This window comes from Pseudomonas putida (genome assembly GCF_050990305.1).
Classification (GTDB): Bacteria; Pseudomonadota; Gammaproteobacteria; order Pseudomonadales; family Pseudomonadaceae; genus Aquipseudomonas; species Aquipseudomonas putida_AH.
Map to the genome: position 1 here is coordinate 115001 of NZ_CP158817.1, position 14342 is coordinate 129342.

Consider the following 14342-nt stretch of genomic DNA (forward strand, 5'->3'; position numbering starts at 1 on the left):
AGACGATAGAAGCAGCCCGAAATTGGGTCTGTAGCTCAGTTGGTTAGAGCGCACCCCTGATAAGGGTGAGGTCGGCAGTTCGAATCTGCCCAGACCCACCAATTTTGTGTGGGAAACGCCTGTAGAAATACGGGGCCATAGCTCAGCTGGGAGAGCGCCTGCCTTGCACGCAGGAGGTCAGCGGTTCGATCCCGCTTGGCTCCACCACTACTGCTTCTGAAGTAAGAGCTTAGAAATGAGCATTCCATCGAGTGATGGTGAATGTTGATTTCTAGTCTTTGACTAGATCGTTCTTTAAAAATTTGGGTATGTGATAGAAAGATAGACTGAACAGCACTTTCACTGGTGTATGTTCAGGCTAAGGTAAAATTTGTGAGTGACTCTTAAGAGTTTTGCGAATTTTCGGCGAATGTCGTCTTCATAGTATAACCAGATTGCTTGGGGTTATATGGTCAAGTGAAGAAGCGCATACGGTGGATGCCTTGGCAGTCAGAGGCGATGAAAGACGTGGTAGCCTGCGAAAAGCTTCGGGGAGTCGGCAAACAGACTTTGATCCGGAGATGTCTGAATGGGGGAACCCAGCCATCATAAGATGGTTATCTTGTACTGAATACATAGGTGCAAGAGGCGAACCAGGGGAACTGAAACATCTAAGTACCCTGAGGAAAAGAAATCAACCGAGATTCCCTTAGTAGTGGCGAGCGAACGGGGACTAGCCCTTAAGTGGCTTTGAGATTAGCGGAACGCTCTGGAAAGTGCGGCCATAGTGGGTGATAGCCCTGTACGCGAAAATCTCTTAGTCATGAAATCGAGTAGGACGGAGCACGAGAAACTTTGTCTGAATATGGGGGGACCATCCTCCAAGGCTAAATACTACTGACTGACCGATAGTGAACTAGTACCGTGAGGGAAAGGCGAAAAGAACCCCGGAGAGGGGAGTGAAATAGATCCTGAAACCGTATGCGTACAAGCAGTGGGAGCAGACTTTGTTCTGTGACTGCGTACCTTTTGTATAATGGGTCAGCGACTTATTTTCAGTGGCGAGCTTAACCGAATAGGGGAGGCGTAGCGAAAGCGAGTCTTAATAGGGCGTCTAGTCGCTGGGAATAGACCCGAAACCGGGCGATCTATCCATGGGCAGGTTGAAGGTTAGGTAACACTGACTGGAGGACCGAACCGACTACCGTTGAAAAGTTAGCGGATGACCTGTGGATCGGAGTGAAAGGCTAATCAAGCTCGGAGATAGCTGGTTCTCCTCGAAAGCTATTTAGGTAGCGCCTCATGTATCACTGTAGGGGGTAGAGCACTGTTTCGGCTAGGGGGTCATCCCGACTTACCAAACCGATGCAAACTCCGAATACCTACAAGTGCCGAGCATGGGAGACACACGGCGGGTGCTAACGTCCGTCGTGAAAAGGGAAACAACCCAGACCGTCAGCTAAGGTCCCAAAGTTATGGTTAAGTGGGAAACGATGTGGGAAGGCTTAGACAGCTAGGAGGTTGGCTTAGAAGCAGCCACCCTTTAAAGAAAGCGTAATAGCTCACTAGTCGAGTCGGCCTGCGCGGAAGATGTAACGGGGCTCAAACCATACACCGAAGCTACGGGTATCACTTAGGTGATGCGGTAGAGGAGCGTTCTGTAAGCCTGTGAAGGTGAGTTGAGAAGCTTGCTGGAGGTATCAGAAGTGCGAATGCTGACATGAGTAACGACAATGGGTGTGAAAAACACCCACGCCGAAAGACCAAGGTTTCCTGCGCAACGTTAATCGACGCAGGGTTAGTCGGTCCCTAAGGCGAGGCTGAAAAGCGTAGTCGATGGAAAACAGGTTAATATTCCTGTACTTCCGGTTATTGCGATGGAGGGACGGAGAAGGCTAGGCCAGCTTGGCGTTGGTTGTCCAAGTTTAAGGTGGTAGGCTGGAATCTTAGGTAAATCCGGGATTCTAAGGCCGAGAGCTGATGACGAGTTACCCTTTGGGTGACGAAGTGGTTGATGCCATGCTTCCAAGAAAAGCTTCTAAGCTTCAGATAACCGGGAACCGTACCCCAAACCGACACAGGTGGTTGGGTAGAGAATACCAAGGCGCTTGAGAGAACTCGGGTGAAGGAACTAGGCAAAATGGCACCGTAACTTCGGGAGAAGGTGCGCCGGTGAGGGTGAAGCACTTGCTGCGTAAGCTCACGCCGGTCGAAGATACCAGGCCGCTGCGACTGTTTATTAAAAACACAGCACTCTGCAAACACGAAAGTGGACGTATAGGGTGTGACGCCTGCCCGGTGCCGGAAGGTTAATTGATGGGGTTAGCTAACGCGAAGCTCTTGATCGAAGCCCCGGTAAACGGCGGCCGTAACTATAACGGTCCTAAGGTAGCGAAATTCCTTGTCGGGTAAGTTCCGACCTGCACGAATGGCGTAACGATGGCGGCGCTGTCTCCACCCGAGACTCAGTGAAATTGAAATCGCTGTGAAGATGCAGTGTATCCGCGGCTAGACGGAAAGACCCCGTGAACCTTTACTATAGCTTTGCACTGGACTTTGAATTTGCTTGTGTAGGATAGGTGGGAGGCTTTGAAGCGTGGACGCCAGTCTGCGTGGAGCCATCCTTGAAATACCACCCTGGCAACTTTGAGGTTCTAACTCAGGTCCGTTATCCGGATCGAGGACAGTGTATGGTGGGTAGTTTGACTGGGGCGGTCTCCTCCTAAAGAGTAACGGAGGAGTACGAAGGTGCGCTCAGACCGGTCGGAAATCGGTCGTAGAGTATAAAGGCAAAAGCGCGCTTGACTGCGAGACAGACACGTCGAGCAGGTACGAAAGTAGGTCTTAGTGATCCGGTGGTTCTGTATGGAAGGGCCATCGCTCAACGGATAAAAGGTACTCCGGGGATAACAGGCTGATACCGCCCAAGAGTTCATATCGACGGCGGTGTTTGGCACCTCGATGTCGGCTCATCACATCCTGGGGCTGAAGCCGGTCCCAAGGGTATGGCTGTTCGCCATTTAAAGTGGTACGCGAGCTGGGTTTAGAACGTCGTGAGACAGTTCGGTCCCTATCTGCCGTGGACGTTTGAGATTTGAGAGGGGCTGCTCCTAGTACGAGAGGACCGGAGTGGACGAACCTCTGGTGTTCCGGTTGTCACGCCAGTGGCATTGCCGGGTAGCTATGTTCGGAAAAGATAACCGCTGAAAGCATCTAAGCGGGAAACTTGCCTCAAGATGAGATCTCACTGGAACCTTGAGTTCCCTGAAGGGCCGTCGAAGACTACGACGTTGATAGGTTGGGTGTGTAAGCGCTGTGAGGCGTTGAGCTAACCAATACTAATTGCCCGTGAGGCTTGACCATATAACACCCAAGCAATTTGACTACTCGAAAGAGCATCAGATTGCGGTGTGTGAAGACGCAATGAACCGAAAGTTCGCGTAACTCGCAAATCACCGACAGCTGTCACATACCCAATTCGCTGGAACGTCGCAAGACGGCCCGGCTCAAGAATTTCTTGACGACCATAGAGCATTGGAACCACCTGATCCCATCCCGAACTCAGAAGTGAAACGATGCATCGCCGATGGTAGTGTGGGGTTTCCCCATGTGAGAGTAGGTCATCGTCAAGATTAAATTCCGAAACCCCTATCTGCGTATGCAGGTAGGGGTTTTGTTTTTAGTAGAAGTCACCAATTTTCACTGGCGCGTTAGTGTTCTAACGAGCTGGTCACAGAATTTCTTGACGACCATAGAGCATTGGAACCACCTGATCCCATCCCGAACTCAGAAGTGAAACGATGCATCGCCGATGGTAGTGTGGGGTTTCCCCATGTGAGAGTAGGTCATCGTCAAGATTAAATTCCAAAACCCCTGTCTACTTGCGTAGACAGGGGTTTTGTCGTTCTGGGGCAGTTGAAATGCAAGCTCAAAATGCCAATCCCAATAATCGGCGACTGGCTCTTTCTGATGTTCACGCAAACAGCTTGCGCACATTATCCATCGCATCATCGGCGAAGCCCTGAACAAAGCTCCTGAAGCCCGGCAATGCCTCTTCGCCATCCTGTGTTGGCTCGGCGATGATGGTCCAGGTCACGACGGACTTGCCAGAAGTCACAGATTTGACCTGCATCGCTGCCCATAGATTGGCCACGCCCAGGGTGTTGTAGATCGTCGTCCAAGTCATCTGCAGGGTTTCGTCGTCGCGGGAGTTGAGTTGCTCGACCACCACGTTGCCATCCTTGAAGAGTTTCTTGCGTAGGGACGACACCCCCTCACCGATCATCTCGATATGAGACAGCGCCGGGATGAATCGGTCGAAGCAGGCAAAGTTACCGACCACGGCCCAGACTTGCGCGGTGTCGGCGGAGACTTCCACCGAAGACACAACTTGGCAGCCTTGCGGATTTTTGATCAGGGTATCGGGTTGCAGAGTGATCATGGGTTTGCTCCATTGGGGTTGGGATGAATCAGATGAAATTGATTTCCTTGAGGTAATCACAGCCACGACGCAGCAACGCCGGGGATTTTTCCGGATAGCGCGCGCCCATCTGCCGCACGCCGGCCCTAGCGTTGTCATGGCCAATCATTGAGATGTCTCCGATGTCTTCCTCGAAACCGTTGAGGTAGAAGCCCAGCACGCCGAACAGTGCGTTGTCGCTGTCGACCCGATCCAGTTGCTGCTGCCAGTCGGAAACACTCACCAGGGAGAACTCCAGACCGGCTTCACGAAAGGAGGCCACATAACAGTCCCAGCTCAGAGGCTCGGGGTTGTGCAGGTTGAACACCGCTTTTTTCGGCTGATAACGGCTGGCATGGAAGGCGATGAAACGGGCAAGGAAATCCACCGGCATCAGGTCGAAGTTCAGCGTGAACTCCGGAACCTGGCCGAGCTGGATCGAGCCCTTGAGCATTAACATCAATCGGTTTTTGTGCGGTTGGCACACGCCCGTGAGGCTGTTGAAACTGATGTTGCCGGGCCGATAAAGATTGACCAGCACACCACGCTCCCGCGCACGTTCAAGGATTCGCTCACCCACCCACTTGGACAGGTTGTAACCGTTCTTGATGTAGATCGGTGGGGACTGCGCGGCGGGTAGTTCGAGCACCCGGCCATCGGCGGATATCGAGCTGGAGGCCGAGAGTGTCGAGACGAAGTTGAAGATCTTTTTGCTACGCCCTTCACACAACCGCAGGCACTCGAAAATCGGTTCAACGTTGTCCCGTGCCAGCGACGCGTAATCGAGCACGTGATTGACGTTGGCGGCGTTGTGCACCAGCGCGCCGAATTCACGATCAAGGCGCTCGTAAATGGCATCGACTAGCCCCAATTGCGGGCGCGTGATGTCTGCCGCGTACACCCGCACCCGACTCAGGTCTAGATGCTCAAGTCGGTTCTCTAGCAGCGCCTGGGCGAAGCGTTCGGCAGCCGTTTGCCCATTGCCGTCACGGACCAGGCAAGCGACTTCGGTGGCCCCCCAGGCCAACAACGCTTCGACGATGTGAACGCCGACGAAGCTGTTGGCGCCGGTGACGACCACCTTGTGCACATCCCCCATGTAGCTGGTGGGTAATGGTTGCACCTGAAGGTCGCGCGAGGCATCGGCCATGGCCTGTGCACTCAGCACTTCTTCACGGCCGGAGCCGCGCACCAGGGTTGCCAGTTTGGCGATGGTGGGGAGTTCGATGAAGCGATTGATAGAAATACTGCGGCCGAACACTTCGCGCAAACGCAGCAGCATCCGTGACAGCAGAATCGAGTGACCGCCCAGATTGAAAAAGCTTTCATCAGTGGAAATATCGCTGGCCGGCATTTCCAGCAGTCCGGCCCAGATCTCCCGCAGCAAGGTTTCATCAGCGTTGACAGGCGAACGTAACGCGGTGTTTTCACTGAAAACGACTGGTAACGCCAGCAGTGCCTGGCGATCGACTTTGCCATTGCTGGCGAACGGCATGCTCGCCACTTCAGTCCATGCACCAGGCTGCATGTAATCCGGCAGGTATTGCGCCGCATGTGCTTTCAGCGCGTCGCGACTGGCGTCGGGTCGCGCATCCTGAGGTTGAGCGAAAAACGCCAGAATGCGCCGCTGGTTGTCGATCACCACTGCCACCTGGCGGAACAACTGGCTGTCGCGCAGACAGCGTTCAATCTCTTCCGGCTCGACGCGAAAGCCGCGAATCTTCACTTGGTTATCCCGTCGGCCGCACAATTCGATGCCATCGCCGGTCCACCTGGCCATATCGCCGGTGCGGTAGACACGTAGGCCCTGTCCATCAGGCAGTGTCAGGTTCAAATAGCGTTCGGCGGTTTGCTGTGGATCGTTCAGATAACCCAGGCACACGCCCGGACCTGCGATGTACAACTCGCCAACGGTCTGCTCGACCACCGGTTGGAAATCCTCATCGAGAATCAGCACCTGGCTATTGGCAATCGGCCGCCCCAGAATCCGATTGTGATCACCGGCCTGAAGCTGTCGTGCGGTGATCAGCACCGTAGCCTCGGTGGGGCCATAGAGGTTATAGAGCTTGTCCTGACGGGTCAGTTGCTCGATGACCCAAGGCTCGCAGACATCGCCGCCAGTCATGATGTGGTCGACGTTACTCAGCTGATCCAGCGGCAGAATGCTCAACAATGCTGGCGGCAAAAAAGCGTGACTCAATGGCTGATGACGGATCAGCTCCATCAGTTGCAATGGGTCGCGACGCTGATCATCGCTGGGTACGATCAACTCAGCGCCCTGCAGCAAGGTCGGAAATATATCGATCAGCGACGAGTCGAAACCCAGCGAGGAAAATTGCAGCACACGGCTCCGATCGGTCATTTGTACATAGTCGGCGTACCACGCGGTGAAGTGCGCGAGGTTGACCTGGCTGAGTAGCACACCTTTGGGATGGCCTGTGGTACCTGAGGTATAGAGCACCATGCACGGTGCATCGCGATCGGGACGCTGGCGCATCAGCGGCACATCGAGACACACCTCATTGGCGTCGATAGCGCTGATGTCTAGACCTGGCATTTCACATGCGAGCGGATGTTGCCCGTCATGCAGCAGCAGTACGGCGCCCGCGTTCGACAGGATGTGCTGCTGGCGTTGCAGAGGATGGCTCGGCTCCAGTGGCAGGTACACCGCACCGCTGCCCAGAACCGCCAGAATCCCCGCATACAACGCGCCGCATTTTGGCAGGCAGACCCCGACCACCGCCGGACCTTCATGCTGATCGAGCAAGGGTTGTAAACGCTGCTGAATCGCGCGGCTCATCGCATGCAATTGGCGGTAGTCGAGGGTGTTGCCCGCAACGTTCAACGCCGGTCGATCGGCACTTGCAATGAAACGCTGCTCAAGCCGCTCGATCATCGGCAACTGGGCGAGTTTCAGCAGCCGGGGCTCGGTGTTGGCATTGCATCGATGGATGAAGGCCAAGCTGTCGAGGTACACCAGGCTCTCGACCTTCGCGAATTGAACAGAAGGCGTCGGATCGGCGAGTAGAAAGTACTCGGTGTCCCGCGAGTAGCGGCTCACTAGCAAGGCCACATGATCCACCAGCTGCGCCATGGCGCGCAGGCGCAGCGCCTGACCGTTGCCCGAAGGTTCATTGGCGATCGGCACACGGGTGAACAGCGTCGAATCGTGCAGGCAGAGCAAGTCCATCGACGCAAGGCCGGATGCATCCGTAAGCCCGATACCCACCTGCAAGGTCAGCCGCGGCGCCCCGGGGATCTCCTCAACCGCAAGGCTAGCGTCATCGATCACAAGATCCGCGCAGACCCGCGCACGCCCATCTAGCGCCGTCAATCGAGTCAGCGCATGACCGTTTTGTTCGAGTTCCAGCCCCAGCTCGGTCAATGCCTGGCTTCGTCCAATGAGCAGAATGTTGAGACGTTTCATGATGTGCTCCTCGTCAGATCAGGTAATCGCTCAAGGCGCGTTGCACGCACGGCGAATCGAACAGCGAACTGCTGTGGAAGAACCGCACGATATTGGCCACCAGCGGGTGATTGCGATTAATCGGGAAAGCCAGCCCCGAGACCTCGCGTTTGAGGTCATGGCGCGCGGCGTCGCTGATCTGCAAGGCGTCGATCAAGCGAAAGTCGAAGGACTTCTGGATGTCATTGGTCAGGTAATGGCCGATGAACACCGGCAGGATGTGCGCGAGGCACTGGCGATCGTCTTCACTCGCGGTGTGCCAGTAGATACGCACCATCCGCGACCAGAAACCGGAGTGTCGGCCTTCGTCGAGCAAGTGGTCAGCCATCAAGCCCTTGATCGATTGCTTGACCGTGTCGTCCTTGGCGAACGCCGCGACATCGCCAGTCACAGTGTTTTCGGCGATAGCCACGCAGATCAACTCCACGGCACTGCGCAGGTGTGGCGGTGCAAGGTCAACGGCGGTCGGGATTGCCCGGCTCAGCTCGATTTCATCGGGCAGGTCGATGGGCGTGATGCCCGTCATGGCCACGGTCTGCTGCATGAAGTCCATGGCCACCAGTGCGTGGTAATCCTCGTCTACGACCACGGTCATGGCGTCGTAGCGACAGGCAAACGGGAAAGCCATGTCGAAACGGTTTTTGGCGATGCTGCGAGCGGTCTTGTCGACGATCTCGGTTTCGAAAATCACCACGTCGTTGATGAATTTGTACAGCGTCTGCACCAGAGCAAAGTCGCGCTGTTGGGGGCACTCGCGCAAAAAGGTTTCGCTGAGCACTAGCGGTTGGCGACTCAGGGGATAGATCAATTTGTCGTCGTTCTCCAGCACGCGTCGCGGGCGGGTGCGGATGGTGGCGCGGCTCTCCCAGGCGTCGGCGAACGACAGGTAGTCGGCGGCGTTCATGCGTTCACCTCCACCAGGGGTTCGCTCATGCTCAGTCGCAAGCCATCCCATAGGGCGATGCGACTTTCCACGGCGGCGATGGCGCTGGCATACACGTCTTCTTCGCGTTGCGGGTCGCCATCGACCAGTCGCTCAAGCAGTTTTTCTGCGGCGGGACCGTGGTCTTCGGCGTCGACCTCGATGTGTCGTTCCAAGTAGTAGCGAAAGGTTGGGGCCTGCTCGATACCGATGCCCCAGTCATCGAGAATGCGCTGGAACATCTGTGGGATGACGCTCTCACGGCCATGCAGAAAAGCGGCCGCGACACTGTGGCCTGGTGCATACAACGCAGTGTCTAGCGTATGACGTACGAAGCGTGCCGCTGCCGGGTCGACCTCCACGCTTTGTAGCGCCAGCTCGTAGTTCACACCTTCCTGTTGCAGCGCCACGAAGCGTTCGACAGCAACTGTACTGGCGCCCACTTCACGCATCGCATCCAGGTACAGTTCGAAATGACTGTAATGACCCTGGGCCGGGCAATCATCGGACTCTTCACCCAACACGATTTCATTGATCAACCGCGCCGCCTGCGGATCACGCGGCGGTAGCCAAGGCAGTTGTGTGCAGGTCAATTCCTGTTGCAAGCGCTTGGTCAGCGACATGAAATCCCACACGGCGAAAACATGGGTTTCCATGAAACGTTGCAATACTGGCAGTGAGTGGATTTCGGAGAAAATCGGATGCGCACTTAATTCGGATTTTCTTTGTTCGAGTCGTTCTTTATTTGCTTTCATGTACAAGCCCTTAATTCGTTGAATATCAGAGGGGCAATGACAGTCTGCTGTTTGAGGTTTCCTGCAAACGAGCGAGTGCCTCAAACGAATTGATCTGTATTCATTGCTTTCATAACCGTGTTGATAAGGCGGTGCGGCCGTATTTATTGGCGACGCTGGAAAGCTAGTACACAAATAAAGTGTTGGACAAGTTATTTTATTGATATTTAAACATTCAACTTTTTCGCGTTCGACAAGTTCCAATAAAACTATTTCGTTTGGTTTTATTTGGGCGTAGTTGCTCCTTCCGGCTTATACAGGTCAGAATTTTTATAAAGAGTGAATGCCTCACTCGAAGCAACTTTCTAATTGAAAATCGTTGAAGTGGTTTGAGGGGGGAAGTCGGCCGCAACCAGCCAATTCTTCCGCTCCCGTGACAAGGCTCCTTCCGTAGGTTCTTGGTGCGGGGACTGCGCCACTCTCGTGATGCTTTACCCGTTCATCGGTAATTGGCACCCCAAGAGTGAGCGTAATTCAAGGCAGCGGCTATCACCGAGGACGGCGAGTCGGGGAGGGATCTGGAAGAGGGAGTTTTGTAAGCGGATGGTTCACCGAACGGCTTTTCGTAGGAGCGAGGCTTGCCCGCGACGGCGATTTCGATCAAGCCATCGCGGGCAAGCCTCGCTCCTACAAAAAACAAATCTCACTTCTGGGTGTTTCTGCTTTGGGCTTCAGGACTGTTGAGGTAGCGAGTAATCACCTCGACGCCCCGATTGAGGTGATGTTCGAGCAGCTTCACTGTGGCTTCGACGTCCCGCATTTCGGCGGCATGCAACAGTGCCCGGTGATCTTCCTGGGACAGTTTGCCCAGGCCCATGGCTTCGAGGTTGAAACGCAGGAAGCGCTCCTCCTCGTTCAACCCGTCCTCGACCAGTTTCAGCAGACGTTTATTAGGGGCCCTGCAGTAAAGCGACATATGAAACAGGCGATTGAGTCGACCAATCTCCGTGTAGTCGTGTTCCGTTTCCAGTTCGTCGATATAGCGAGCCGCCTGTTCCAGGTCCGCGTCCTCAAGCAGCGGGATCGACAAGCGCAGCGCTTCGGACTCCAGCAGGATCCGCAGTGCGTAGGTTTGCGCAGCATCGCCCTGCACAAGGGGCGCGACCACAGCACCTTTATGGGCAATCACATTGAGCAAGGACTGGGCTTCGAGCTGGCGCAAGGCTTCGCGCACCGGCATGCGGCTGACACCAAACAGGTCGGCCAAGTCTTGCTGGCGCAGTGCAATACCGCAAGGCAAGCGGCCATCGAGAATGGCCGAACGCAACGTTTCTTCGATCACCGAGCGCGCCAAATGCGCGGGAATCGGCCCGTCAACCTTGATACTGCTGAGAGGATTGGGCTTTTGTGTCACTACGAAGCACCCTGAGTGGCTGAGCTGTTTTTGGATCCAACTGACACTAGTAACTGCCTGACGGGTTGTCAAAGACCCGACTGAGTGCATTTCCCTTAGTTTAGCGCGCCGGTGGTGATCTCATCGTGCCATTGTTTTTTCCCGGGCTAACCTACACCATCTACCGATTCACTTTGCCGAACCTGGATGCCTCGCATTGGTGGTACGTTCCCCGATCTTACAGACATTGCGCTGGCTGTGCGGCGCGTTGCTGCTGGCTGGCGTGATGCTGGGCAGCCTGCATGCCGATTGGGATTTCTCCCTTATCAGCCGCCGCGCGCAGGCATTGTACGGACCATTAGGGGAAGGTCAGCAGCGCATTGATGATTGGCAGCAGTTGTTGGCCACTCAGAAACAGCGCAGCGAGCTGGAGCAGCTTAATGTGGTCAATCAGTTCTTCAACAAAAAACTGCGCTATGTCGAAGACATCGATCTGTGGCATGAAGTCGATTACTGGGAAACCCCGATCGAAGCTCTCTGGAAAGGCGCCGGCGACTGTGAGGACTACGCAATTGCCAAGTACTTCAGCCTGCGCCATCTCGGTGTAGCCAGTGAAAAGCTGCGTATTACCTATGTTAAGGCGCTGACCCAGAACCGCGCGCACATGGTGCTGACCTACTACTCGAGTCCGGAGGCTGAGCCCCTGGTGCTCGACAGCCTGATTGAAGCCATCAAACCGGCCAGCCAACGAAAGGATTTGCTGCCGGTCTACTCTTTCAATGCAGAAGGGTTGTGGCTGCCGGGTACCAAAGGCAACAAAAAAGTCGGCGATACCAAACGTCTATCGCGCTGGCAGGATGTGTTGAAGAAAATGCAGGCCGAAGGATTCCCGGTCGAAACGACTAACTAGGAGCACATGCTCAGATGTCTTTGTTCAAACAGCTGTTGATTGCTATCTGTCTGTTCCTGGTGGTCGCCTTCACCGGCAGTTTCATGGTCAGCCTGGAGAGCTCGCGCACTCAGTACGTCAATCAATTGCGCTCCCATGCCCAGGACGCAGCGACAGCGCTGGCGCTTTCTCTGACACCGAATATCGACGACCCGGCGATGGTCGAGTTGCTGGTCAGCTCGATTTTCGACAGCGGTTACTACGCGAGTATCCGCGTGGTCGATCTGAAGACCGACCAGGCCCTGGTTGAGCGCACGGGCATTCCGGCGGCCAATAACGTTCCGGACTGGTTCGTCAAACTGATCGGCCTGGAGTCCGCCGGTGGTGATGCGATTGTTAGCCGTGGCTGGGAACAGGCCGCCCGGGTCGAAGTCGTCAGCCACCCGATGTTCGCGCTGGCCAAGTTGTGGCAAAGCGCTTTGGGCAGCTTGGGCTGGTTGCTGTTATGCGGCGCGGTGAGTGCGGTACTCGGCGCATTGTTGCTGCGCCAGCAATTGAGACCGCTGGATTACATGGTCAAACAGTCCCACGCCATCGCCCGGCGAGAATTCCTCAGCCTGCCGGAACTGCCACGCACCCCGGAACTGCGCCGGGTCGTGCAGGCCATGAACCAGATGGTCGAGAAGCTCAAGGCGCTGTTTCAGGAGCAGGCGGAGCGTAGTGAAAAACTACGAGCCGAGTCCTATCAGGACTCATTGACCGGGTTGGCCAACAGGCGTTATTTCGAGATGCAACTGAATGCACGGGTGAGCAACCCGGAGCAGGCCAGTTCCGGTTACCTGCTGCTATTGCGGGTCAAGGATCTGGCAGGTCTCAACCAGCGTCTCGGTGGCCAGCGCACCGATGACGTCATCAAGGCCGTCGGCGAGCAACTGTCTCGCGAATGCGCCAAATACCCCGAAACCCAGAACCTGATCACGCGTATCCGAGGGGGTGAGTTTGCCGTGCTCGCGCCGGGGCTGGTGCGCGAAGAAGCGCTGCAACTGGCACAAAACCTCGACAGCGCTTTGGCCAGTCTGCACGCTACTGGCGCCACCGATGTGGCTGCCGTGGCGTCTATCGGCCTGGCGCCTTTTGCTCACGGCGACTCTCCGCAAGCTGTGCTCAGCCTCGGTGATCAGGCGCTGGCGCAAGCCGAAGGCCAGGGCGAGCAGAACTGGGCCTGTATCGAACACAGCTTCTCGACTAGCGTCGGCGACGATCACCACGCCTGGCACCGGATGCTCGACCAGGCGCTGACACAGCGCCGCTTCGAGCTGTATTTCCAGCCGGTAGTGGCTGCCCAGGACACGCAACTGGTACTGCATTACAAAGTGTTGTCGCGACTGCTCGACGAACAAGGCCAGACCATCCCCGCCGGGCGCTTTCTGCCTTGGCTGGAGCGCTTCGGCTGGACGGCACGTCTGGATCGGCTGATGCTGGAGCAGGTGTTGGAGCAAATGAGCGAGCATGAAGAGTCGCTGGCGCTGAATCTGTCGTCGGCTACCTTGGGCGACCCGCAGGCGCAAAACAAAATCTTTGAGATTCTGCGTGCGCATTCCAGCCTCGGCCCACGATTGACCCTGGAGATTGGCGAAGAGCAACTGCCTGACCAAGCGGTGCTGGAACAGTTGACCCGGCGCCTGCGCGAACTCGGTTTCTCATTGAGCCTGCAACGTTTTGGCGGGCGCTTCAGCATGATCGGCAACCTGGCACGGCTGGGGCTGGCGTACCTGAAAATCGATGGCAGCTACATTCGCTCGATTGATCTGGAGAGTGACAAACGCCTGTTCATCGAGGCGATCCAGCGCGCGGCGCACAGCATCGATTTGCCGCTGATTGCCGAGCGGGTTGAGACAGAAGGCGAGTTGTCGGTGATTCGCGAGATGGGGATATACGGCGTACAGGGCCAGTTGTTCGGCGAGCCCAAGCCCTGGGGCTGATGTGATCGCTCCCACGAAGCTCGTGGGAATGATCGGATGGGTGTATCAGATCAACCCGGTCTCTTCATCATCGATCAATTGGCTCAAACCACCCAAGGCTTCACGGGCCTGGTTTCGGTCCAGGAGTTTAGCCTGGGCCGCCGTCGGCAGGTCGGTAACGCGGATCACGCCTTTCTGGGTCAGCACCTGAATCAAGTCATCGAGTACCCGGATCATTTCCAGGTCACTTTGCTTTAGCTGTTTGAGGCTGTTCTCCACCGCGGCGTTGGCAAACCAGGTCTGGATTTCATGATTGTCGGCCGGCAGCGTTTCCGTGGCCTCGGCGTAGGCGGCGGGTTCCACGCGTACCAACAGGCCCTGCGCATCGCGTTGCACGTAAAACATTGAGCATCCCTCAGAATTGAACCAGCGTCGTGCTGTCAGCAGCATAGGTCAACTGCGCGCCAGTATGTGGCGCAGCGACAAAATCGTCACCGGGCAGTGGACGCAAACGTGACGGCCGCCCCATAAGGAGCGGG

At 55.9% G+C, this 14342-nt stretch carries 8 protein-coding genes, 2 tRNA genes and 3 rRNA genes; 7 read left to right on the top strand and 6 right to left on the bottom strand.

The window, feature by feature from the left end; genetic code table 11:
* Positions 1 to 24: 24 nt before the first annotated feature.
* From ABTV22_RS00575 to rrf (ABTV22_RS00595), 5 genes are all read left to right on the top strand, one after another.
* A tRNA-Ile gene (locus ABTV22_RS00575) sits at positions 25 to 101 on the top strand.
* 30 nt (positions 102 to 131) lie between these two features.
* A tRNA-Ala gene (locus tag ABTV22_RS00580) sits at positions 132 to 207 on the top strand.
* 243 nt (positions 208 to 450) lie between these two features.
* A 23S ribosomal RNA gene (locus ABTV22_RS00585) occupies positions 451 to 3342 on the top strand.
* A gap of 153 nt (positions 3343 to 3495) precedes the next feature.
* A 5S ribosomal RNA gene (gene rrf, locus ABTV22_RS00590) occupies positions 3496 to 3611 on the top strand.
* A gap of 109 nt (positions 3612 to 3720) precedes the next feature.
* A 5S ribosomal RNA gene (gene rrf, locus ABTV22_RS00595) occupies positions 3721 to 3836 on the top strand.
* Between the two features lie 116 nt (positions 3837 to 3952).
* Here the strand turns inward: rrf (ABTV22_RS00595) and ABTV22_RS00600 are convergent.
* The 5 genes from ABTV22_RS00600 to ABTV22_RS00620 form a co-directional block, all read right to left on the bottom strand.
* Positions 3953 to 4420, bottom strand: a complete 468-nt coding sequence (locus ABTV22_RS00600) for an SRPBCC family protein (RefSeq protein WP_433738067.1) — start codon at positions 4418 to 4420, stop codon at positions 3953 to 3955.
* 28 nt (positions 4421 to 4448) lie between these two features.
* Positions 4449 to 7865 (bottom strand): amino acid adenylation domain-containing protein, encoded by a 3417-nt coding sequence (locus ABTV22_RS00605; protein ID WP_433738068.1) that lies wholly within the window; start codon positions 7863 to 7865, stop codon positions 4449 to 4451.
* A 13-nt stretch (positions 7866 to 7878) separates the two neighbouring features.
* Entirely contained in the window at positions 7879 to 8808 is a 930-nt protein-coding gene (locus ABTV22_RS00610; protein ID WP_433738069.1) for a diiron oxygenase, read from the bottom strand.
* Complete coding sequence (locus ABTV22_RS00615) at positions 8805 to 9581, bottom strand: DUF3050 domain-containing protein (protein ID WP_433738070.1); 777 nt, start codon at positions 9579 to 9581, stop codon at positions 8805 to 8807. The genes ABTV22_RS00610 and ABTV22_RS00615 overlap by 4 nt, the downstream gene beginning before the upstream one ends.
* 682 nt (positions 9582 to 10263) lie before the next feature.
* Positions 10264 to 10974 carry a GntR family transcriptional regulator gene (locus ABTV22_RS00620; protein WP_433738071.1) on the bottom strand — a complete coding sequence of 237 codons (711 nt, stop codon included), beginning with the start codon at positions 10972 to 10974 and terminating at the stop codon, positions 10264 to 10266.
* A 196-nt stretch (positions 10975 to 11170) separates the two neighbouring features.
* Between ABTV22_RS00620 and lapG the strand changes: the two genes are divergently transcribed.
* A complete protein-coding gene (lapG, locus tag ABTV22_RS00625; RefSeq protein ID WP_433738072.1) occupies positions 11171 to 11863 on the top strand; it encodes a cysteine protease LapG in 693 nt (230 codons plus the stop codon).
* 14 nt (positions 11864 to 11877) lie between these two features.
* Positions 11878 to 13824: a cyclic di-GMP receptor LapD gene (gene lapD, locus ABTV22_RS00630; protein ID WP_433738073.1), complete on the top strand. Its 1947-nt coding sequence runs from the start codon at positions 11878 to 11880 to the stop codon at positions 13822 to 13824.
* A 45-nt stretch (positions 13825 to 13869) separates the two neighbouring features.
* Here the strand turns inward: lapD and ABTV22_RS00635 are convergent, their stop codons facing one another.
* Complete coding sequence (locus tag ABTV22_RS00635) at positions 13870 to 14208, bottom strand: tryptophan synthase subunit beta (protein ID WP_433738074.1); 339 nt, start codon at positions 14206 to 14208, stop codon at positions 13870 to 13872.
* Between the last annotated feature and the right edge of the window lie 134 nt (positions 14209 to 14342).

What these genes read in the sequence shown, in the direction of transcription:
- ABTV22_RS00610 (WP_433738069.1), bottom strand. Translation starts at nt 8,808, where the DNA reads ATGAACGCCGCCGACTACCTGTCGTTCGCCGACGCCTGGGAGAGCCGC.
- ABTV22_RS00615 (WP_433738070.1), bottom strand. Translation starts at nt 9,581, where the DNA reads ATGAAAGCAAATAAAGAACGACTCGAACAAAGAAAATCCGAATTAAGT.
- ABTV22_RS00600 (WP_433738067.1), bottom strand. Translation starts at nt 4,420, where the DNA reads ATGATCACTCTGCAACCCGATACCCTGATCAAAAATCCGCAAGGCTGC.
- ABTV22_RS00605 (WP_433738068.1), bottom strand. Translation starts at nt 7,865, where the DNA reads ATGAAACGTCTCAACATTCTGCTCATTGGACGAAGCCAGGCATTGACC.
- ABTV22_RS00635 (WP_433738074.1), bottom strand. Translation starts at nt 14,208, where the DNA reads ATGTTTTACGTGCAACGCGATGCGCAGGGCCTGTTGGTACGCGTGGAA.
- lapD (WP_433738073.1), top strand. Translation starts at nt 11,878, where the DNA reads ATGTCTTTGTTCAAACAGCTGTTGATTGCTATCTGTCTGTTCCTGGTG.